The 19470-nt window shown below is 64.1% G+C and carries 17 protein-coding genes; 7 read left to right on the top strand and 10 right to left on the bottom strand.

Annotation, left to right across the window (positions count from 1 at the left end):
- Positions 1–80: 80 nt before the first annotated feature.
- From JN280_RS09760 to ccmA, 5 genes are all read right to left on the bottom strand, one after another.
- The gene (locus tag JN280_RS09760; RefSeq protein WP_202311779.1) at positions 81–662 is read right to left on the bottom strand and encodes a DsbE family thiol:disulfide interchange protein; all 582 of its coding nucleotides are present in this window, start codon (positions 660–662) and stop codon (positions 81–83) included.
- Complete coding sequence (gene ccmD, locus JN280_RS09755) at positions 659–832, bottom strand: heme exporter protein CcmD (protein WP_202311778.1); 174 nt, start codon at positions 830–832, stop codon at positions 659–661. The genes JN280_RS09760 and ccmD overlap by 4 nt, the downstream gene beginning before the upstream one ends.
- Complete coding sequence (locus JN280_RS09750) at positions 829–1590, bottom strand: heme ABC transporter permease (protein WP_202311777.1); 762 nt, start codon at positions 1588–1590, stop codon at positions 829–831. The genes ccmD and JN280_RS09750 overlap by 4 nt, the downstream gene beginning before the upstream one ends.
- A gap of 83 nt (positions 1591–1673) precedes the next feature.
- Entirely contained in the window at positions 1674–2339 is a 666-nt protein-coding gene (gene ccmB / locus JN280_RS09745; protein WP_202311776.1) for a heme exporter protein CcmB, read from the bottom strand.
- Between the two features lie 229 nt (positions 2340–2568).
- On the bottom strand, positions 2569–3177 hold the full coding sequence (gene ccmA / locus JN280_RS09740) for a heme ABC exporter ATP-binding protein CcmA (RefSeq protein ID WP_202311775.1): 609 nt from the start codon (positions 3175–3177) through the stop codon (positions 2569–2571).
- A gap of 279 nt (positions 3178–3456) precedes the next feature.
- Here ccmA and acnA point away from each other — a divergent pair, with 279 nt between their 5' ends.
- From acnA to JN280_RS09710, 6 genes are all read left to right on the top strand, one after another.
- A complete protein-coding gene (gene acnA, locus JN280_RS09735) occupies positions 3457–6150 on the top strand; it encodes an aconitate hydratase AcnA (protein WP_202311774.1) in 2694 nt (897 codons plus the stop codon).
- 345 nt (positions 6151–6495) lie between these two features.
- Entirely contained in the window at positions 6496–7254 is a 759-nt protein-coding gene (locus JN280_RS09730; RefSeq protein ID WP_202311773.1) for a DUF1223 domain-containing protein, read from the top strand.
- Between the two features lie 484 nt (positions 7255–7738).
- Positions 7739–8125 (top strand): DUF2794 domain-containing protein, encoded by a 387-nt coding sequence (locus JN280_RS09725; RefSeq protein ID WP_202311772.1) that lies wholly within the window; start codon positions 7739–7741, stop codon positions 8123–8125.
- Positions 8126–8464: 339 nt separating this feature from the next.
- Positions 8465–9559 carry a branched-chain amino acid ABC transporter substrate-binding protein gene (locus JN280_RS09720; protein ID WP_202311771.1) on the top strand — a complete coding sequence of 365 codons (1095 nt, stop codon included), beginning with the start codon at positions 8465–8467 and terminating at the stop codon, positions 9557–9559.
- A gap of 117 nt (positions 9560–9676) precedes the next feature.
- Positions 9677–10777: a branched-chain amino acid ABC transporter substrate-binding protein gene (locus JN280_RS09715; protein ID WP_202311770.1), complete on the top strand. Its 1101-nt coding sequence runs from the start codon at positions 9677–9679 to the stop codon at positions 10775–10777.
- Positions 10778–10856: 79 nt separating this feature from the next.
- Positions 10857–13313: an adenylate/guanylate cyclase domain-containing protein gene (locus JN280_RS09710; protein WP_202334242.1), complete on the top strand. Its 2457-nt coding sequence runs from the start codon at positions 10857–10859 to the stop codon at positions 13311–13313.
- Positions 13314–13442: 129 nt separating this feature from the next.
- Here JN280_RS09710 and JN280_RS09705 read toward each other — a convergent pair whose 3' ends face one another.
- Positions 13443–14036 (bottom strand): GNAT family N-acetyltransferase, encoded by a 594-nt coding sequence (locus JN280_RS09705; protein ID WP_202311766.1) that lies wholly within the window; start codon positions 14034–14036, stop codon positions 13443–13445.
- A gap of 418 nt (positions 14037–14454) precedes the next feature.
- Here JN280_RS09705 and JN280_RS09700 point away from each other — a divergent pair, with 418 nt between their 5' ends.
- The gene (locus JN280_RS09700; RefSeq protein ID WP_202311764.1) at positions 14455–14769 is read left to right on the top strand and encodes a hypothetical protein; all 315 of its coding nucleotides are present in this window, start codon (positions 14455–14457) and stop codon (positions 14767–14769) included.
- Positions 14770–14872: 103 nt separating this feature from the next.
- Here the strand turns inward: JN280_RS09700 and JN280_RS09695 are convergent, their stop codons facing one another.
- From JN280_RS09695 to JN280_RS09680, 4 genes are all read right to left on the bottom strand, one after another.
- Positions 14873–15487 carry a LysE family translocator gene (locus tag JN280_RS09695; protein WP_202311762.1) on the bottom strand — a complete coding sequence of 205 codons (615 nt, stop codon included), beginning with the start codon at positions 15485–15487 and terminating at the stop codon, positions 14873–14875.
- A gap of 204 nt (positions 15488–15691) precedes the next feature.
- Complete coding sequence (typA, locus tag JN280_RS09690) at positions 15692–17518, bottom strand: translational GTPase TypA (protein WP_202311761.1); 1827 nt, start codon at positions 17516–17518, stop codon at positions 15692–15694.
- A gap of 243 nt (positions 17519–17761) precedes the next feature.
- Positions 17762–18019 (bottom strand): 30S ribosomal protein S21, encoded by a 258-nt coding sequence (gene rpsU, locus JN280_RS09685; RefSeq protein ID WP_202311760.1) that lies wholly within the window; start codon positions 18017–18019, stop codon positions 17762–17764.
- Between the two features lie 207 nt (positions 18020–18226).
- Complete coding sequence (locus JN280_RS09680; RefSeq protein ID WP_202311759.1) at positions 18227–19465, bottom strand: flavin monoamine oxidase family protein; 1239 nt, start codon at positions 19463–19465, stop codon at positions 18227–18229.
- Positions 19466–19470: the final 5 nt, after the last annotated feature.

Genomic DNA, 19470 nt, shown 5'->3' with positions numbered 1-19470 from the left:
AGGTTAGACCAAGACGGCGTTGTGATGAAGTAGGTTCATCACATCTGCGTTACTGAATCGGGAGCAGTGGCGGAACGCCGCTAACCCGGCGCCGCCAGCGCCTTCTCGATCTGCGGCAGCAACTGCCTGCTCACGGCCTCCGGCGTGAGCGGTCCGACATGTTTGTAGAGGATCTTACCGTCCTTCCCGACCAAAAAGCTCTCCGGCACCCCGTAGACGCCCCAATCGATCGCGGTACGCCCCGTTTCGTCGCTGCCGATCGCGCCAAAAGGATTGCCGAGTTCGCCGAGGAACCGCCGCGCGTTTTCCGGCCGGTCCTTGTAGTTGAGCGCGACGATGCCGAAGCGGCGGTCCTGTGCCAGCGCCATCAGCACGGGATGCTCTTCCCGGCACGGTCCGCACCAGGAGGCGAAGACGTTCACCAGCGTCACATTGCCGAGGAAGGCCGCCGAATCGAGACCTGGCAGGTCGAGGCCTGCGAGCGCCGGCAGCCTGGTTTGCGGTGCGGGCGAGCCGATCAGGGCCGACGGCACCACCGAAATGTCGCGGCCGGAATAGAGCTGCACCAGGAATACGGCAGCCAGCGCCAGGAAGGCCGCGAGCGGCAAGAGCACGAACAGCCTGCGCGGCCGCTTCGGCGCCTCGGCCTGCGTGCCGCTCATGGCCGGCCCTCGACGGCGCGATCCGAGCGCCGGCGCACGCCGCTCGCTTCCAGGTCGGCGAGTTCACGGCGGCGGGCGTTGCGGTCTGTGAGCAGCCAGCCGATCAGCCCCGCCATGACGATGAAGGTCACACCGTAGGCCGCCATGACATAGAGAGCATGCGTGCTCATGCCGGCACTTCCGTGCTTTCGGCCCGCCGGGCCGCCACGCGCCGCATGGCCGCCACGCGGCGGCGCCAGATCTCGGTGCGCATCGCCGTGAGATGAAGGGCGAAGAACAGGATCGTGAAACCAAGCGCCATGACCATCAGCGGCCACAGCAGGCTCGGATGGATGGTTGGTCCGTCGAGCCGGAACACCGACGCCGGCTGGTGCAGCGTCGCCCACCAGTCGACGGAGAACTTGATGATGGGGATATTGACGAATCCGACCAGCGCGATCACCGCCGCCGCGCGGGCCGAGCGCGTGTGATCATCCAGCGCCCGGGTCAGTGCGATGATGCCGAGGTAGAGGATGAAGAGCACGAAAACCGAGGTGAGCCGGCCGTCCCACACCCACCACGTTCCCCACATGGGCTTGCCCCAGATCGAGCCGGTGATGAGTGCCAGCGCAGTGAAGGTCGCCCCGATCGGTGCCGCCGCCTTCAGCGCCACGTCGGCCAGCGGGTGACGCCACACCAGGGTCCCGAGCGCCGACGCCGCCATGATCGAGTAGCACATCATGGACAGCCAGGCGAAAGGCACATGGATATACATGATGCGCACCGTGATGCCCTGCTGATAATCCTCGGGCGCGGCGAAACCCATATAGAGGCCGATCGCGAGCACCAGCGCCGCAAGGCCGGCGAACCAGGAGATCAGCCGGTCGGCCAACGCCACGAAGCGTGTCGGATTGGCCAGATCGGTCCAGCGCATGGTCGTATCGTTCATGGACCGTTACATAACGCCGCGCCCCTGTCTCCGCAATTCGCCGACTTTGCCGCATCCGGCTGGCGAAGTCCGTGCAACGGGATTCAGTCGGTTGCGTAGCGCAATGCCACTGCCGCTGCAGCCGGGCCGATCACGGCGAGGAACAGCGTCAGCGCCGAGAGAATGAGAAAAGGCGGCAGGAACGGATCGGGCTCGGCGACCGCTGCATAGGAGGCCGAGACGCCGAAGATCAACACCGGCAACACCAGCGGCAGCACCAGCACCGAAACCAGCACGCCGCCGCGCGGCAGGGCCACGGCGACCGCCGCGCCCGCCGCGCCGACGAAAGCGATCGCCGGCGTGCCGACCAGCAGAGTAAGCGCTGTCGCGCCGATCGCCACGGGCGGCATGTTCATGAACAGGCCGAACAGCGGCGCCGCGACCACCAGCGGCAGGACGCTCACCACCCAGTGGGCCAGGCACTTCACGAAGACGGTGAAGGCCGGCATGTGGCGGTCATGCGCCAGGAGCAGCGCATCGAGGGACCCGTCCTCGCGGTCGGCCTGGAACAGGCGGTCGAGGCCGAGCAGGCTGGACAGCAGTGCGCCGACCCACAAGATCGCCGGGCCTATGCGGGCGAGAAGGTTGAGATCGGGACCGACTGCGAAGGGCACCGCCGTGATCACCGCCAGGAAGAACAGCACGCCGGTCAGTCCCCCGCCGCCGGCCCGGATGCCCAGCCGGATATCGCGCAGGAACAGCGCTAGCATGGGGGGACCGTCCATTGGAGGGAGGAACGAACGTCTGGCGTCGAGGTTATTTTGATACCCCCCTCTGTCCTGCCGGACATCTCCCCCTCAAGGGGGGAGATTCGCTGAGACAGGCCAAGGCGATCATTCTGCGAGGTCGACCCTTTACGTAGAGCGCGCTGCCAGCCGATCTCCCCCCTTGAGGGGGAGATGTCCGGCAGGACAGAGGGGGGTAACGCGGTATGCGATTTCACGATGCCTCTCCCCTCATCGCCAGCGTCTGGCCGTTATCCAGCCCAAGCGGCAGATGAGTCGCCGCCACGATGATGCCGCCGTTCTCGAGATGGGCGTTCATCAGCCCGGAGAAACGCTGCTCGGAGGCCTTGTCGAGGCCGGCCGTTGGTTCGTCGAGCAGCCAGACAGGACGGTGGCTGACCAGCAGCCGTGCGATCGCCGCACGGCGGCGCTGGCCGGTCGACAGATAGCCGAAGGGCAGGTGAGCGATCGCTTCGAGCCCGACTTCGCCGAGCGCCTCTTCGGCGGAGAGTCGCGGCATGCCGCAGAAATCCTGCCAGAAGCGAAGGTTCTCCGACACGGTCAACGCCGCCTTCATCGCGTTCTGATGGCCGAGATAGTGAAGGGCACCCGCGAGTGCCGGCCACTGCCCCCCACCTTCGAAGGAGATGTTCCCCGCCGCTGCGGGCAGAAGTCCCGCCAGCACTCTCAGCAGCGTCGACTTGCCGGCGCCGTTCGGGCCGGTGACGGTCAGGCTCGTACCGGCGTCGAGGATGAAGCCGACGCCGGAGAATATCCGCTCGCCGCCACGCTCGCCCGCCAGTCCGTCGGCTTTCAGCCGCATCTCTCCCCCGTCGCAGGAAGCCCGGCTGCGGCCATGTGCGCCGCAGCAAAATTGCCCGATTCACCGTCTAGAACTATTCCAGGAATTTCTCTATATGCGGGTTGACCATGCCAGCGGTCGGCATGGGAACCGAATTTGCGCCGAACCAGCGCGCGCGCCGCCTTGAACGGCCGGGTGCGAGGGGGCGGACAGCGGAAATGGCCGTACCCGCACCTTTGCGCGTGATTCCAGCATGCCGAGGCGTCCGTTCCCAGGCAGAACAGACCAGTGGGATCGCACGTGTCCAAATCTCTCGACAGTTTCAATTCCCGTAAGACGCTGAAGGTCGGCGACGCGGAATATGTCTATTTCGACCTGGTGGAGGCCGAGAAGAACGGCCTCGCGGGGATTGCCCAGCTCCCCTATTCGATGAAGGTCCTTCTGGAGAATCTGCTCCGCAACGAGGACGGCCGCTCGGTAACCAAGGAAAGCATCCAGGCTGTCGCCGGCTGGCTGACGGACAAGGGCAAGGCCGGCGTCGAGATCGCCTATCGGCCGGCCCGCGTGCTGATGCAGGACTTCACCGGCGTGCCGGCGGTGGTCGACCTCGCCGCCATGCGCGACGCCATGGCCTCGCTGGGCGGCGACCCGCAGAAGATCAACCCGCTGGTGCCGGTCGACCTTGTGATCGACCACTCCGTCATCGTCGACGAGTTCGGCACGCCGATGGCCTTCGCCCGCAATGTCGAGCTCGAATATGAGCGCAACGCAGAGCGCTACCGCTTCCTGAAATGGGGCCAGCAGGCGTTCCGCAACTTCCGCGTGGTGCCGCCCGGCACCGGCATCTGCCACCAGGTCAATCTCGAATATCTCGGCCAGGTGGTGTGGACCAACACCGACGATGACGGCGAGGTGGTCGCATATCCCGACACCTGCGTCGGCACCGATTCGCACACCACCATGATCAATGGCCTGGGCGTGCTCGGCTGGGGCGTCGGCGGCATCGAGGCCGAGGCGGCCATGCTCGGCCAGCCGGTGTCGATGCTTTTGCCCGAGGTGATCGGCTTTCGCCTGACCGGCAAGCTCAAGGAAGGCGTCACCGCGACCGACCTCGTGCTGACCGTCACCCAGATGCTGCGCAAGAAGGGTGTCGTCGGCAAGTTCGTCGAGTTCTTCGGGCCAGGCCTCTCCAACATGACCTTGGCCGACCGCGCCACGATCGGCAACATGGCGCCGGAATACGGCGCCACTTGCGGCTTCTTCCCGGTCGACGCGGAAACCGTGCGCTATCTCACCATGTCCGGCCGCGCCGAGAGCCGCATCGAGCTGGTCGAGGCCTATGCCAAGGCGCAGGGCATGTGGCGCGACAACGGCTCGGCCGACCCCGTCTTCACCGACCTTCTGGAACTCGACCTCGGCGACGTCGTGCCGTCCATGGCCGGTCCGAAGCGCCCGGAGGGCCGCATCCCGCTCGAAGGCATCGCATCGGGCTTCGCCAAGGCGCTGGAGGCTGAATACAAGAAGACCGCCGACGCCGCCAGGCGCTACGCGGTGGAAGGCGCCGACCACGACCTCGGCCATGGCGACGTGGTCATCGCCGCCATCACCTCCTGCACCAACACCTCCAATCCGAGCGTGCTGATCGGCGCCGGCCTGCTGGCGCGCAACGCCAACCGCGTCGGCCTGAAGCAGAAGCCCTGGGTGAAGACCTCGCTCGCCCCCGGCAGCCAGGTGGTCGCGGAGTATCTCGACAAATCAGGCCTGCAGAAGGAGCTCGACCAGATCGGCTTCAACCTCGTCGGTTTCGGCTGCACGACCTGCATCGGCAATTCCGGTCCTCTGCCGGCGCCGATCTCCAAGACAATCAACGACAAGGGGCTGATCGCAGCGGCGGTGCTTTCGGGCAACCGCAATTTCGAGGGCCGCGTGTCGCCCGACGTCCAGGCGAACTACCTCGCCTCACCGCCGCTGGTCGTTGCCCATGCGCTGGCCGGCACGGTGACCAAGGACCTCACCGCCGAGCCGATCGGTGAGGATCGCGACGGCAAGCCGGTCTATCTCAAGGACATCTGGCCGACGACGCAAGAGATCGAACAGTTCATCGCCCAGAACGTCACGCGCGAACTGTTCGCCCGCAAATATGCAGACGTGTTCAAGGGCGATGAGAACTGGCAGAAGGTGCAAGCGCCCGAGGGCCAGACCTATGCCTGGGACGACCAGTCGACCTATGTGCAAAATCCGCCCTATTTCGTCGGCATGGGCGCCAGGCCCGGCGCGATCGGCGAAATCAAGGGTGCGCGCGTCCTCGGCCTCTTCGGCGACAAGATCACCACCGATCACATCTCGCCCGCCGGTTCGATCAAGGCGGCCTCGCCCGCCGGCAAATATCTGATCGACAACGGCGTCGGCGTCGCCGACTTCAACCAGTACGGCACGCGGCGCGGCAACCATGAGGTGATGATGCGCGGCACTTTCGCCAATATCCGTATCAGGAACCACATGCTGGGCGAGAACGGACGCGAAGGCGGCTACACCATCCACTATCCGTCCAAGGAAGAGATGCCGATCTACGACGCGGCGATGGAATATCGCCGCGAGGGCGTGCCGCTGGTGATCTTCGCCGGCGTCGAGTACGGCAACGGGTCGTCGCGCGATTGGGCGGCCAAGGGCACCAACCTGCTCGGCGTACGCGCTGTGATCGCCCAGTCCTTCGAGCGCATCCACCGCTCGAACCTGGTCGGCATGGGCGTCATCCCCTTCGTCTTCGAGGAGGGCACCTCCTGGGCATCGCTCGGCCTGAAGGGCGACGAGACGGTGACCATCGACGGGCTCGATACCATCCGTCCGCGCCAGAAGATGAACGCGACGGTGACCTTCGCGGACGGCACGGTCAAGAACGTGCCAATCCTCTGCCGTATCGATACGGTCGACGAGCTCGACTACTTCAAGAACGGCGGCATCCTGCAATATGTGCTGCGCGACCTGGCGGCGTGAGCCGCCAGCAACGCAAACCTACCGATTTGAAGCCCCGCGCGTCCTCTCGGACGCGCGGGAGCCTCTTCCTGGCACGCGTCCCGAAAGCGGAGCCGAGGCATGTCTCCCGAAAGTGCAGCGGTTTCGGGAAAATGGCAGGCGCGAAATCAAGAACCTGCAGCCTGTCGCATAAATCCTTTCTCGCGACACGCCGCAGGTCCCGAAGCCTGTGCGCAGTTGCGCCTCGAGGGGCTCTGGCAGGCGAAGCTTCAAGTGAACGTGACTTCCCGTTGAAAGTCGCTTCTGCCAGTTTGTCGGGCAATCAAAAGCAGCCGGCTGGCCCGGCGTGCAAGAGCGGAAACGGCCATGGGATTTCGGCACCTTGACGGGCTGGCGGCGGCGCTGGCCCTGTCGGTTATTGCAGCACCTTCGATCGCAGGCGAGATCGGCAATCCGCGTGGTGTCGTCGAACTCTTCACCAGCCAGGGTTGCAGTTCCTGCCCGCCGGCCGACGAGTTGTTCGCCGAGATGGCCGGCAAGGGCGACATCGTGGCGCTGGCCTATCACGTCGATTACTGGGACTATCTCGGCTGGCGCGACACGCTGGCCAAGCCCGAGAACACGGCCCGCCAGCGCGACTACATGCGCACCTTCGGCAGCCGCTCGGTCTACACGCCGCAGGCGGTGATCAATGGCACCACCCATGTAAACGGCTCGGACCGCGCGGCGATCGAGACGGCGCTGGCGTCGGGGAAGGCGGACGCCCAGGGCCTGCCGGTGCCGATTACGGCCAAGCGCCTCGGCGACAGCCTGGTGATCGAGGTGGGCGAAGGCAAGACGGGCGAGAAGGCCCATGTCGTACTGGTCTACTACAATCCGGTGACGCCCATCGCCATCGCCGAAGGCGAGAATCGGGGCCGTACGGTCTCCTACTGGAATGCGGTCACAGACATGCAGACGGCAGGCGTCTGGCACGCCAAGGCAGCGCGATTCGAGATGCCGATGAGCGAGGTGACAAAGCGGGGCGCGGGCGGCTGCGCGGTGCTTCTGCAGTCGGTCGGCAAGGACGACACGCCCGGTCCTATTCTGGGAGCGGCGGCGATCGAATATCCCTCGGGCCTCTGAGATCAACAAGCATGTCGCGTGCTTGTGCGCTCCTGGCTGAGCGCATGTCTTTTTCCCAAACCCTGCACCAGCACCATTTCGGGAGACATGCATTAAAAAACCGGCGCCAGTCGGGACTGACACCGGTTCAGTGGTTTTGGGATCGTCGCACCCGGTTCCTTGCAAAAACCGAGGTTGGTTCGATCCGACGCGGGCCCGTGGGCGGGGGGCTTGGGGTTTACGAGCCGATGCCGGACCGAACCGTCTCAGGCAACGAACGGATGGTCGCCAGACATTGGGGCGTGAGCTTGGATTATTTGTGGCGAGATTGTGGCCAAGGATCACCAATTCTAACACCACCGCTTGCTTTGTGACATGACGCCGCGTGACCCTTGCCCCCCGGAATCGGCGTGATCGGCCCCCGAATTGCGCCCAGGTCTTGCTTTTGCGGGACGAAAGAGCAAACCTGTCGTCGTCTTGTGATTGTCACAAAGGGTCGGATCGGATGACAGAACGCGGATCTGGTGCGGAGGGTGGGGACGAATCCGCAATATTGATCCCGTTTCAGGAAGCGCGTCGCGAGCGCCTCGACATGCCGGTGTCTTTCGACCGGCGCGAGCTCGACCAGATTCTGCGCCTCTATGGCCGAATGGTCGCCGCCAATGAATGGCGGGACTATGCCATCGACCATCTTTCCGACCGCGCCGTGTTCTCCGTCTTCCGCCGCACCAGCGAGACGCCGCTGTTCCAGATCGTCAAGGACCCCAAGCTCGCCCGCAAGCAGGGCGCCTATTCGGTCGTGGCGGCAACAGGCATGATCCTGCGGCGTGGCCACGAACTCGCCCGCGTCCTGGGAATCTTCGACAAGAGGCTGCGGCTTGTCCAGGCCTGATCCAGCCGAGGTCAAGCACCGTTCTCACGGGCGTGAAAAGCTGCTTGACACTCAAGCAAGAACATAGGGCGACAGCGCCGATTCCATTGGCGCGTCCGCCCCTCTAGACCAGACTTGAAAGCCTGATGCTTCGGTACACGGCGCCGAAGGCGGCTCCAAGCGGAACTTTGCCGCTCTAGCCGTCTGTCGGAACAAGCAAGCAGCGCCATAGGCGGCCGTTCGACTGCACATTCGCGAATTGAGAGATTTAGTGACGATGCAGTTGCCCCCAAATGCATGTTGCATACGGTCCAGCATCGTCTAACTTAGAAGAGGCTAATTTAGAAAAAGGGGGCATTCATGCGCTCGTTTTTCTATGCTGGCATCTTGAGCATTGTTTCCTTCGCCAGCGTGCAAGCGGACGTGCTGATCGGCGTGGCAGGCCCCATGACAGGGGCAAATGCTTGGCCCGGCGAGCAGATGCAACGCGGAGCAGAGCTGGCGGTGGCGGACATCAACGCTGCCGGCGGCGTCCTCGGTGATGAAGTGCGGCTCCTGACTGCCGACGATTTCTGCGATCCGGACCAGGGCGTCGCCGCCGCACGGAAGCTGGTCAGCGAGGGTGTGATCTTCGTCGCCGGCCATTATTGTTCCGGGGCCTCCATACCTGCTTCGAAAATCTATCAGGACGCCGGCGTTGTGATGATCTCGCCGGCCTCGAGCAATCCCACCTTGACGGAGCTTGGCCGAGCAAATGTGTTCCGTGTCATCATCCGCGACGACGCGGATGGTATCATGGACGGCAACTATTTGGCCGATCACTGGAAGGGCAAGGAGATCGCGATCCTCCACGACGATTCAGTCTTCGGAAAGGGACTCGCGGATTCCACCAAGGAGCAGCTGCGCAAGCGCGGTGTCACCGAAGCCATCTACAAGGCTTTCCAGCCCGGCAAGTCCGACTATTCGGCGGAGATCGCCGAGCTGCAGAGTGCCAACATAGCGGTGCTCTACGTCGGCGGCTACCAGACCGAGATGGGCCTACTGATCCGCGCGGCGCGCGACAGAGGCTACAACGTCCAGCTCGTAACGGGATCGGGCGTGCTGGCCACGGAGGAATATGGCCTGATAGCAGGCGCGGCTGCCGAGGGCACACTCTTTACGTCGTTTCCCGACCCTCGACTAAACTCCAACGCCGCCGCGGTGATCGAGCGGTTTCGTGCCGACGGCTTCGACCCGGAGGGATACACTCTTCTGACCTATGCCGCGATCCAGACCTGGGCGCTGGCTGTCGAAAAGGCGGGGACGCTGGAACTGCAACCGGTCATCCAATCGCTCCATAAGAATGAATTCAGTACGGTACTCGGCCCGATCGCCTTCGATGCCAAGGGAGACATCACCACCCAGAGCCCGGTCTGGTACGTCTGGAAGGGCGGCACGTATGTCCCGGTCGAATAGGCGCTTCGGGCGCTCGTTAGAGCATCGCTGGCCCGCGATGATCAACATCTCGGCATTCACGATTGCCAGCTGCCGGCCTTCGCTGCCGCGCAGACTGTGCTTTGGAGGGACGTAGCCATGCACCGCGTCGCCTCCATGGCGATCGCCTCGCTCGCGGTCGCGTTCAGCAGTCCGGCGCAAGCGGAGATCCTGATCGGAGCTGCCGGTCAAATCACCGGACCGGTCGCCTGGCAAGGCCAGCAGATCATTCACGGCTCGGAAATGGCCGTCGCCGACATCAACGCCGCAGGTGGTGTGCTCGGACAGCCGCTAAGGTTGATCACGGCAGATGACTTCTGCGATCCCGAGCAGGCGATCGCTGCCGCGCAAAAGCTGGTCGGGGACGATGTGGTGCTCGTCGTAGGGCATGGCTGCTCCGGCGCGTCGATCGCGGCGTCCAAAGTTTACGAGGCTGCGGGGGTCATTCAGATCTCGCCGTCATCGACGAACCCGATGCTCACCGAGCAAGGCCGCGGCAACGTCTTCCGCACCATCGGCCGTGATGACATGCAGGGAAGCGTGGCCGGCAACTATCTGGCCGACCATTGGGCCGACCGAAACATCGCGATTCTGAACGATGGCACGACCTATGGGAAAGGACTGGCCGACGAGACGAAGAGGCAGTTGAACAAGCGCGGCGTCGCCGAGGCGATCTTCAACACTTACGATGCGGGCAAGGCCGACTATTCAGACGAAATGGCTGCGCTGCAGGCGGCCAATGTCGCAGCGCTGTATGTAGGCGGGTATCCGAACGACATTGCGCTCATGGCGCGCGCGGCGCACGATCGAGGCTACACAGTTCAGCTGATCTCGGGCGATACGATCGCGACCGAAGAGTTTGGCCTTGTCGCCGGCACCGCGGCCGAGGGCGTTCTCTTCACCTTTGTCGCCGACCCGCGTAGAAGCCCCGACGCGGTGGAAGTCGTAGAGAGGTTTCGCGCAGAGAACTTCGAACCGGATTCCTTTACTCTGCTCAGCTACGCTGCCGTGCAGGCTTGGGCACACGCTGTCGAGAAGGCGGGCGCGCTGGAGCCGACGGTAGTGATCGCATCGCTGCACAAGAATCAGTTCGACACCGTCCTGGGCCGGATCGACTTCGATGAGAAGGGGGACATCATGGTTCAGAACTGGGTGTGGTACGTGTGGCGTGGCGGCGAATACACGCCCGTGGAGAAATAGGAGGCGGATGCGCGGTTCGGAAGACCCCCGAGGCAATCCCGTGCAGAGGTTGCTCACCGGTCGGTTGGGTCCCCGCGCGCTGCTCGGGCGCTTCGGCATACGCGGGCGCCTGTTGCTTGCTTTCTTCGGAATCAGCATACTCGCCGTGCTGGCGACTGCCGCGGCCTTGTATGCTTTTTTCGAAGTCGGCTCCGCCGTCGAGCGGATCACGAAAAGTCGGGTTCCAGCCGCCCTTTCATCGCTGGAGTTGTCCCGTCAGGCCGAACGGGTCACCGCGACCGCACCGTCAATACTGGCTGCCACCAGCAAGGCCCGACATGACGAGATCAGAGCTGTTGTCGCCGACAGCCTGGCGCAACTCGATGAGTTGCTCGCTTCGTTGAAAGCCGCGAGCCAAGGCACCTCTCCCGTTACCGGGATAGAAGCGGCGGTCGTTGGGCTACGGAGCAATTTCGAGGCGCTCGACGGCATTGTTGCGACCCGCCTGTCGGCGACCGCTCGCAAAGAAGAGCTCTTGCGGCGACTGTCCACGACGGTGAACGCCAGCCAGCGCCTCATTGCGCCCGCCATCCTCGTCATGAACTCGAAGGTCGATAGATGGCGCGCGACCATGGCCGAACCCTCCGCAGCGGCGCAATCGGGCAGCCCCGAGAATGCCGGCTTTCTTGAAGCAATCGCCTCCTATGTCCCACAGCAGAAAGCGCAGCGGGAAGTTGCCAGTATGAACGATGCGCTCCTCAGGGCATCGGTGGCGCCGAGCCCGGGCGACTTGACGCTGATGTCTTTTCCGCTGCACCGGTCTCTGGAGGCACTGAGTGCGTTGGCGCCTGAGATCGACGGAAAGCTTCGCGCTCGTTTTCAGAAACGCGTGGACGAACTCAAGGCTCTGGTCGAGGGCGAAGATAGCATCCTGAAGGCGCGTGCGGACGAACTCACGGTCCTTACGGCCGGAGAGGCGCTCCTCGCGGAGAACAGGCGTCTTTCAAACGATCTCACGGCGGCGGTAGATAGGCTCGTGGCCATTGCCGACCATGATATCAACGAAGCGGAGCGCGAGACTGCCACCGTACAGCGCTACGGCACCGGCGTCGTGCTCGGCGCTGCCTTTCTTAGTCTGCTGACCTCGGCGCTGGTTGTTTGGCTCTACGTGGATCGGAATCTCCTCACGCGCCTGGCGGGCGTAAGCCAAAGCATGCTCGCCATCGCCGGCGGGGACCTTCGAGCGTCCCTGCCATCACCCGGGCGCGACGAGATCGGCCGAATGGCAGAGGCGCTGCGGCTCTTTCGCGACACAGCGATCGAGGTGGAAGAGAAAAATCTGCGCGACGTGGCCGAGGCGCGCCAGCGGCTTGTCGACGCGATCGAGAGCATCTCCGAGGGCTTCGCGCTTTACGATTCCGATGACCGGCTCATCCTCTCCAACAGCCGCTATCGCGAGATCATGTATCCTGGCATCGCCGATATTGTCATGCCGGGTACTCCGTTCGAGGCCATAATCCGTGGGGCGGCGGAACGCGGTCTCGTGGCAGATGCCAAGGGGCGCGAAGAGGATTGGATCGCCGCCCGTCTGCTGCAGCACCGCAATCCCGGCGAGCCGCACGTGCAGCAGCGCGGCGACGGGACATGGATCATGATCAGCGAGCGGCGGATCACCGGCGGCGGGACGGTCGCAGTCTATTCCGACATTACCGAGTTGAAACGGCGGGAAGAAGGTCTGGCGGAAAAATCGGCCGCCCTGGAGGTACTTTCCGGCAAACTCTCCAAATATCTGGCGCCGCAGGTCTACAACTCGATCTTCACCGGACACCAGGACGTGCGCATTGCAAGCCAACGCAAGAAGCTTACCGTGTGCTTTTCGGACATTGCCGGCTTCACGGAAACGGCCGACAAAATGGAGTCTGAGGAACTCACCCAGCTTCTCAATCACTATCTGACCGAGATGTCACGCATTGCTTCGGAGCATGGCGCCACGATCGACAAATATGTCGGCGACGCGATCGTGATGTTCTTCGGCGATCCAGAGAGCCGAGGCGTCAAGGAGGACGCGCTTGCCTGCGTGACGATGGCGCTTGCGATGCAAAGGCGGATGAGCGAGCTCGCACAGGTCTGGAAGGATGCCGGCATGGAGACGCCTCTCCGCTGCCGCATCGGCATACATACCGACTATTGCACCGTCGGCAATTTCGGCAGCGAAGACCGAATGGACTACACGATCATTGGCGGTGCCGTGAACCTTGCGTCTCGCTTGGAGCACGAAGCGCAGCCGGGGACGGTGCTGATTTCCTATGAGACCTTCGCCCAGGTGAAGGACTCGATCCACTGCGAGGAACAGGGCCGCATCCAGGTCAGAGGCATTGCTTATCCTGCGGCCACCTATCGCGTGGTCGATCTGAGGGCCAATCTCGCGGCGAGAGCGCAGCCCATCCTTGCCGAGCTGCCGCATCTGAAGCTGCGCGCCGAACCCGGCCTCATGTCGGCCAAAGAACGCGGCGAGGCAACCAAGACCCTGCGTGACCTCCTTGAGCGGCTAAAGTAGTGCCGAAGCATATCTCCCGAAAGCGGGCAGCGGTTTCGGGAGACATGCGCCAAATCAAGAAACTCACAGCGTGTCGCGAGAATCCTTCGAATCCTTTCTCGCGCGACGCGCTGTGGTCCAGCACGGGATCTATTTTCGGGCGGACCCGCCGGAGAAATTCCGCTCCGGCAGCGACGAGGGATCTGGCGGCAGTGACGAACCGCCGTTGATAGCAAGCTGCATCATCACCGTGTCGAGCCAGCGTCCTTGCTTGAAGCCCGAGCCTTCGAGGGTACCCGAATGGCGGAACCCCAGTTCCTCGTGCAGCCGGACGGACGGGCTCGACGGCGAACCGTCGCCGATCACAGCCAGGACCTGACGGAAGCCAAGCGCCTCGCATTCCCCGACGAGAGACCGCAGCAGCAGCCGGCCGATGCCTCGTCCCTGGCAATCCGCCGCAACATAGATCGAGTCCTCGACGATGAACCTGTAAGCCGGCCGGGGACGAAACGGTCCGGCATAGGCGAAGCCGACGACGCCGCGGCCCTCAACCACCGCTACGATATAGGGATAGCCGCCGTCATGGAGCGCGGCGAAGCGCCCCGCCATGTTGGCCGGCGACGGCGGCTCCAGCTCATAGCTGGCTGTGCCGTGGCGGACCGCATGGGCATAGATCTCGGTGACGGCGTCCATGTCGGCTCGCGTCGCCGGTCTGAGCGAAATCGTCTCCGCCAGTTGCTGCATCAGGGCTCCTTACCGCATCGGCCCGACGTGGCACTCGATCTTCCGAAGGCGCGATGCATCGATTGAAGTGTTAAAGCATGTCTCCCGAAAGTGGACACCGGTTTCGGGAAAAAGACATGCGCCAAATCAAGAACCTACAGTGTGTCGCGTGCATCCTTTTCACGCGACACGCTGTAGGCTGTCCCTTGTGTGTCCAGATGGGCGCGCCGCGTTCCAGGTCGCGTGCCGGCACATTCCGTGCCGGCAAAGCGACGGCCCTGGCCAGGTCCGTCGCCCTCCGCCTCCGCGGCAGAGCTACGACCGGCCGCACCATCAACTCTTCGGGATCGCCATATATGAGCAATTGCTTATTTAAGGTGCCCGCCGGATGATGAAGCGGGCGAGCGGGTTGTTTCTGGGCGTCAACATGGAGCGAGCCATGTCCAAATACCTCTACGTCTATCACGGCGGCAGCATGCCACAGTCGAAGGAAGAAGGTGAGAGGGTCATGAAAGCCTGGACCGACTGGTTCGGCAAGCTCGGCCCCGCCGTGGTCGAGGGCGGCAACCCTGTCGGCATGTCGAACACCGTCAATTCGGATGGCTCGGTTGCCGCCAATGGCGGCGCCAACCCGGCCAGCGGCTATTCGATCATCGAGGCATCCAGCATGGAAGATGCCAACACCAAGGCCAAGGGATGCCCGATCCTGGCCCGTGGCGGCTCGGTCGAAGTGGCGGAGATCATGCAGATGTAGGGCATGTGGCAGCGAAGCCGCGGAAGAGCGATCCTCCCGACCTTTGTTTGCCTCTTCTCCGGCTGGCGCAGACACGACCTGTTCCACGTCACGCGGATGGCCGTCAACTCCGCGCGGCGATCGCCGCGGCAGCTCCGGCCATCGTCGCGGCGCTGACCCGGTTGGCGATCCGCATGGCGCGGGCACTCCTGAGCATCCGGCGCGCCTGAGCGGCGGCGAACACCCAGGCAAGATCGATCGCGACCAGCACGACCGCCATGGTGACGGTGAGCTCAAGCCAGCCGACCACCGTCACTGCCGCAAGATCGATGATGGTCGGCAGCAGCGCCAGATAGAACATCATGATCTTCGGATTGCCGAGCGTCACGGCCATGCCGGCCAGGAACAGCCTGACAGGCGAATCCTCGCGCGGCATTTCGCTCTCGCCGACGGTAACGGGCGCCGTCCACATCTTCCAGGCGAGATAGGCGAGATAGGCGACGCCCAGCCACTTCACGACCACGAACACGGCGTGGAAGGTCTGCGCCACGAAGGCGAGCCCGAAGACCGCCATGGACAGCCAGATCGCCTCGCCGATCCACATCGCGGCCAGGAAGGGGAAGACGTCGCGAAAGCCCTTGCTGATCACGCGCGCGACAAGCGCGGCGATGGACGGTCCCGGCGAGCCGGCCGCGACAATCAGAGCTCCGGCGAAGATCAGCAGCGACGTGAATTCCATGGCACCCATCCCCCTCGCCCGTCGAACGATAGTCTCTCGTCCAGCCATCGCGAATGGGCCAGATCGGGCGAAGCGCTGCCAGTTGCCCTTGACGTGCCGTGCAGTCGTCGAACGCTCGACGGGCTGCGGCCAGCCGTGCGTCATGCACCTTCCTAGAGTTCGGCCTAAGGAAAGGGCGGCTCGAACCGGCCGCCCTTCGAATTGTCAGGCCGCGCCGGCCGTCTTGCTCTTCTCGAACCGCTTGCGCTCATGGGTGTCGAGATAAAGCTTGCGCAGGCGGATCGACTTCGGCGTCACTTCGACAAGCTCGTCGTCCTGGATCCAGGCGAGCGCCCGTTCGAGCGTCATGCGGATCGGCGGGGTGAGGCGCACCGCCTCGTCCTTGCCGGCGGCGCGGATGTTGGTGAGCTTCTTGCCCTTCAACACGTTCACTTCGAGGTCGTTGTCGCGGGTGTGGATGCCGACGATCATGCCGGCATAGACCTTCACGCCGGCGTCGATGACCATGGGCCCGCGATCCTCGAGGTTCCATAGCGCATAGGCGACGGCTTCGCCCGGCTCGTTGGCGATCAGCACGCCGTTGACGCGGCCGGGAATATCGCCCTTGAACGGCTCGTAGGAGTGGAACAGCCGGTTCATGACGGCGGTGCCCCGCGTGTCGGTCAGCAGTTCCGACTGATAGCCGATCAGGCCGCGCGTCGGAGCGTGGAAGACCAGACGCTGGCGATTGCCGCCGGAAGGCTTCAGCTCGACCATCTCGGCCTTGCGCTCCGACATCTTCTGCACGACGACGCCGGCATGCTCCTCGTCGACGTCGATGACGACCTCTTCGACCGGCTCGAGCAACTGGCCGCCCTCATCCTTCTGCATGACGACGCGCGGACGCGAGACGGCGAGTTCGAAGCCCTCGCGGCGCATGGTCTCGATCAGCACCGCGAGTTGGAGCTCGCCGCGGCCGGAGACGTAGAAGGAATCCTTGTCGGCCGATTCCTCGATCTTCAAGGCGACATTGCCTTCGGCCTCGCGCAGCAGACGATCGCGGATGACGCGGCTGGTCACCTTGTCGCCTTCGGTGCCGGCCAGCGGGGAATCGTTGACCAGGAAGCTCATCGTCACCGTCGGCGGGTCGATCGGCTGGGCCGGCAGCGCATCGCTGACGGCAGGATCGCAGAAAGTGTCGGCGACCGTGCCCTTCGACAGGCCGGCGATCGCCACGATGTCGCCCGCCGACGCCTCCTCGATCGGCTGCCGCTCGATGCCGCGGAAGGCGAGGATCTTCGAGACGCGCCCCGTTTCGAGCACGCTACCGTCATGGTGCAGCACCTTGACCGCCTGGTTGGGCTTCAGGGAGCCGGACTCGATGCGGCCGGTGATGATGCGGCCCAGGAACGGGTTGGCTTCGAGGATCGTGCCGATCATGCGGAAGGGTCCGCTGCCTACCTTCGGCGCCGGCACATGCTTCAACACGAGGTCGAACAAGGGCGCAAGGCCCTGGTCCTTGGGACCTTGCGGATCGGCGGCCATCCAGCCGTCGCGGCCGGAACCGTAGAGGATCGGAAAGTCGAGCTGCTCGTCGGTCGCGTCGAGCGCGGCGAACAGGTCGAACACCTCGTTGATGACCTCGACCTCGCGCGCATCGGGCCGGTCGATCTTGTTGATGGCTACGATCGGCCGCAGGCCGACCTTAAGCGCCTTGCCGACGACGAATTTGGTCTGCGGCATCGGGCCCTCGGCCGCGTCGACCAGCACGATCGCACCGTCGACCATGTTGAGGATGCGCTCCACCTCGCCGCCGAAATCGGCGTGACCGGGCGTGTCGACGATGTTGATGCGCGTATCCTTCCACTCCACCGAGGTCGCCTTGGCGAGGATGGTGATGCCACGCTCCTTCTCGAGGTCGTTCGAATCCATGACGCGTTCGGCGACGCGCTGGTTGTCGCGCACGGCGCCCGACTGCTTCAGGAGCGCATCGACCAGCGTCGTCTTGCCATGGTCGACATGCGCGATGATCGCGATATTACGGAGTTGCATTGTCTGCTCGGGATTGCTGGGGCGCACGAAAGACCGCGCCGCGTCTTCGGTTGGCCGCGCTCATACAGTGTTTTTCGCAATTGCGAAAGGGGGCCGACGGCTACAGAGCGCCGCGCGTCCATCCGGACGCGCAACGGGCGCTCCGTCTTTTCATATGGGTCGGCACATCGCGCGTTCCGATATCCGGAGAGCTAAAGCCCGGACTGGACATTCGGAACGGGCGGCTGGCGCCTCGGCGTCGCCTCAGGCGGCGCCGCGGGACGGCCGCTCGGGCCGCGGCTTCTTCTTCGGGGCGGGCAGCAGCCCTTCGCGCTGGGCCTGCTTGCGCGCCGCCTTGCGGCTCCTGCGCACGGCCTCGGCCTTTTCGCGCGCCCGCTTCTCGGACGGCTTCTCATAGGCGCGACGCGCCTTCATCTCGCGGAAGACGCCTTCCCGCTGGAGCTTCTTCTTCAACACCCGCAATGCCTGTTCGACATTGTTCTCGCGAACCAATACCTGCAATAGATTTCCCTACTCTGCCCGCCGTACCGTCACACGAGGCACGCGCAAGCGCTATTGGCCCGCCGGGATGGCGAGCCATGATGGCGCACCCTTTATCAGTTTTTGCGCGGAATGCACCCCTCCACGTTACGAATTTCGACGAAACCGGCGCGAAAGCCTGCGGGCTGCCCTGTCCCAATGCCAATTGCGGGAGAGATGGCGCGAACGCTATCTGGACGCGAGCCGGGCGATCACCTGCAGCGCCACGGCTTCGCCTGAGAGCCGCGCCCCGCCGCAAGTCTGGATCAGCGGCCCCGCGAGATGCTCGCCGGCAAACCATATCCTTTCGGCCACGGGTTCGGCCAGCACCTTGCGCGCACCCGCCTGGCCGGGCCTGGCCGCGGCATAGGCTCCGCGCACCCAGCGCTCGCCGCCCCAATTGGTCATCATGGCGCGTCCGACCTGTCTCCTCAGGTCGTTGCCGAAGATCCCGCAAAGCCGGTTGGTGACGAAGTCGACCCCCGCCTCCTGCCCGGCCGCGGAGAGTTCCCAGGCAAAATCACCGCCGACGAAGCCGATCATGAGATCGAGGTCGAAGGGAAAGCAGAGGAAATAGATGTCATGCTCGGCGCGACGTTCGATCAGCAGGTCCTCGAAAGGCTTGAGACCGAGGCGATTGCCCTTGATCTCGATCGGCAGCTTGGTGAGCATTCCCATCGGCAGGTCGAAAATGGCATCCCGATGGGCATCGGGCAGATCGGGAACGAAGGCTATCTCCTCGAAGGCGAGCACCGCCGGCGAGGCGGTGACGATCGCAGCGCTGGCGCGGACCGCGCCACGGTCGGTCTCGCAGACGACCTCGGGCCCGTCCCAGCGGATCCTGCGCACCGGCGTGGCGAATTCGACGGCCACGTCGGCGCCGTAATGCGCGACCAGCGCGCCGAAGCCTTCCTTGCTGAGATAGTTGGGCTCGAGATCTGCTGCCGCTTTGAAATCGGCGATGGAAATCTCATCATAGTCCTTGCCGAAATCCATCGGCCCCGCGAAAGTCGCGGCCGCGCGCGACGCCTGCCCGTCGGCCAGCAACGCCGACAGACGATCTTCGTGGCCGACATGCGTCTCAAGAAGCGCCGTCAATTGCGCGTCGGCAAGTTTTGTCTCCACTTCGTCCTGTTCGCTCGCCTTTTTACGCCCGAAGTAGAGATGATCGAGATTCATGTCGTGATACTGGAGTGTCCAGCCGGCGGACTTCGCCTCTTCGAAATAGGGATTGCGATCGGCTGCATGCAGCCACGCGCAGCCTATGTCGAAGGGTATCCCGAAGTGTTCCGACGAGGTCCAAGCCCTGCCCCCGATGCGGTTCGTCGCCTCGAACAGGAGGAACGAGCGGCCGGCGCTGCGCAATGTCTTGGCGGCGGACAGCCCCGCGGAGCCTGCGCCGACGATTACGACGTCCACCTCGACCATGGCAG

Origin of the sequence: Mesorhizobium sp. L-8-10, from assembly GCF_016756635.1 — a bacterium.
Taxonomy (GTDB): domain Bacteria; phylum Pseudomonadota; class Alphaproteobacteria; order Rhizobiales; family Rhizobiaceae.
The sequence above is the reverse complement of the archived record's forward strand: the minus strand, read 5'-3'. Positions and strand labels throughout refer to the sequence as shown.

Excerpts from the sequence above, each read along its gene's own strand:
- JN280_RS09760 (WP_202311779.1), bottom strand. The coding sequence starts at position 662 with ATGAGCGGCACGCAGGCCGAGGCGCCGAAGCGGCCGCGCAGGCTGTTC.
- ccmD (WP_202311778.1), bottom strand. The coding sequence starts at position 832 with ATGAGCACGCATGCTCTCTATGTCATGGCGGCCTACGGTGTGACCTTC.
- JN280_RS09750 (WP_202311777.1), bottom strand. The coding sequence starts at position 1,590 with ATGAACGATACGACCATGCGCTGGACCGATCTGGCCAATCCGACACGC.
- ccmB (WP_202311776.1), bottom strand. The coding sequence starts at position 2,339 with ATGCTAGCGCTGTTCCTGCGCGATATCCGGCTGGGCATCCGGGCCGGC.
- ccmA (WP_202311775.1), bottom strand. The coding sequence starts at position 3,177 with ATGCGGCTGAAAGCCGACGGACTGGCGGGCGAGCGTGGCGGCGAGCGG.
- JN280_RS09730 (WP_202311773.1), top strand. The coding sequence starts at position 6,496 with ATGGGATTTCGGCACCTTGACGGGCTGGCGGCGGCGCTGGCCCTGTCG.
- JN280_RS09725 (WP_202311772.1), top strand. The coding sequence starts at position 7,739 with ATGACAGAACGCGGATCTGGTGCGGAGGGTGGGGACGAATCCGCAATA.
- JN280_RS09720 (WP_202311771.1), top strand. The coding sequence starts at position 8,465 with ATGCGCTCGTTTTTCTATGCTGGCATCTTGAGCATTGTTTCCTTCGCC.
- JN280_RS09715 (WP_202311770.1), top strand. The coding sequence starts at position 9,677 with ATGCACCGCGTCGCCTCCATGGCGATCGCCTCGCTCGCGGTCGCGTTC.
- JN280_RS09705 (WP_202311766.1), bottom strand. The coding sequence starts at position 14,036 with ATGCAGCAACTGGCGGAGACGATTTCGCTCAGACCGGCGACGCGAGCC.
- JN280_RS09700 (WP_202311764.1), top strand. The coding sequence starts at position 14,455 with ATGTCCAAATACCTCTACGTCTATCACGGCGGCAGCATGCCACAGTCG.
- JN280_RS09695 (WP_202311762.1), bottom strand. The coding sequence starts at position 15,487 with ATGGAATTCACGTCGCTGCTGATCTTCGCCGGAGCTCTGATTGTCGCG.
- typA (WP_202311761.1), bottom strand. The coding sequence starts at position 17,518 with ATGCAACTCCGTAATATCGCGATCATCGCGCATGTCGACCATGGCAAG.
- JN280_RS09680 (WP_202311759.1), bottom strand. The coding sequence starts at position 19,465 with ATGGTCGAGGTGGACGTCGTAATCGTCGGCGCAGGCTCCGCGGGGCTG.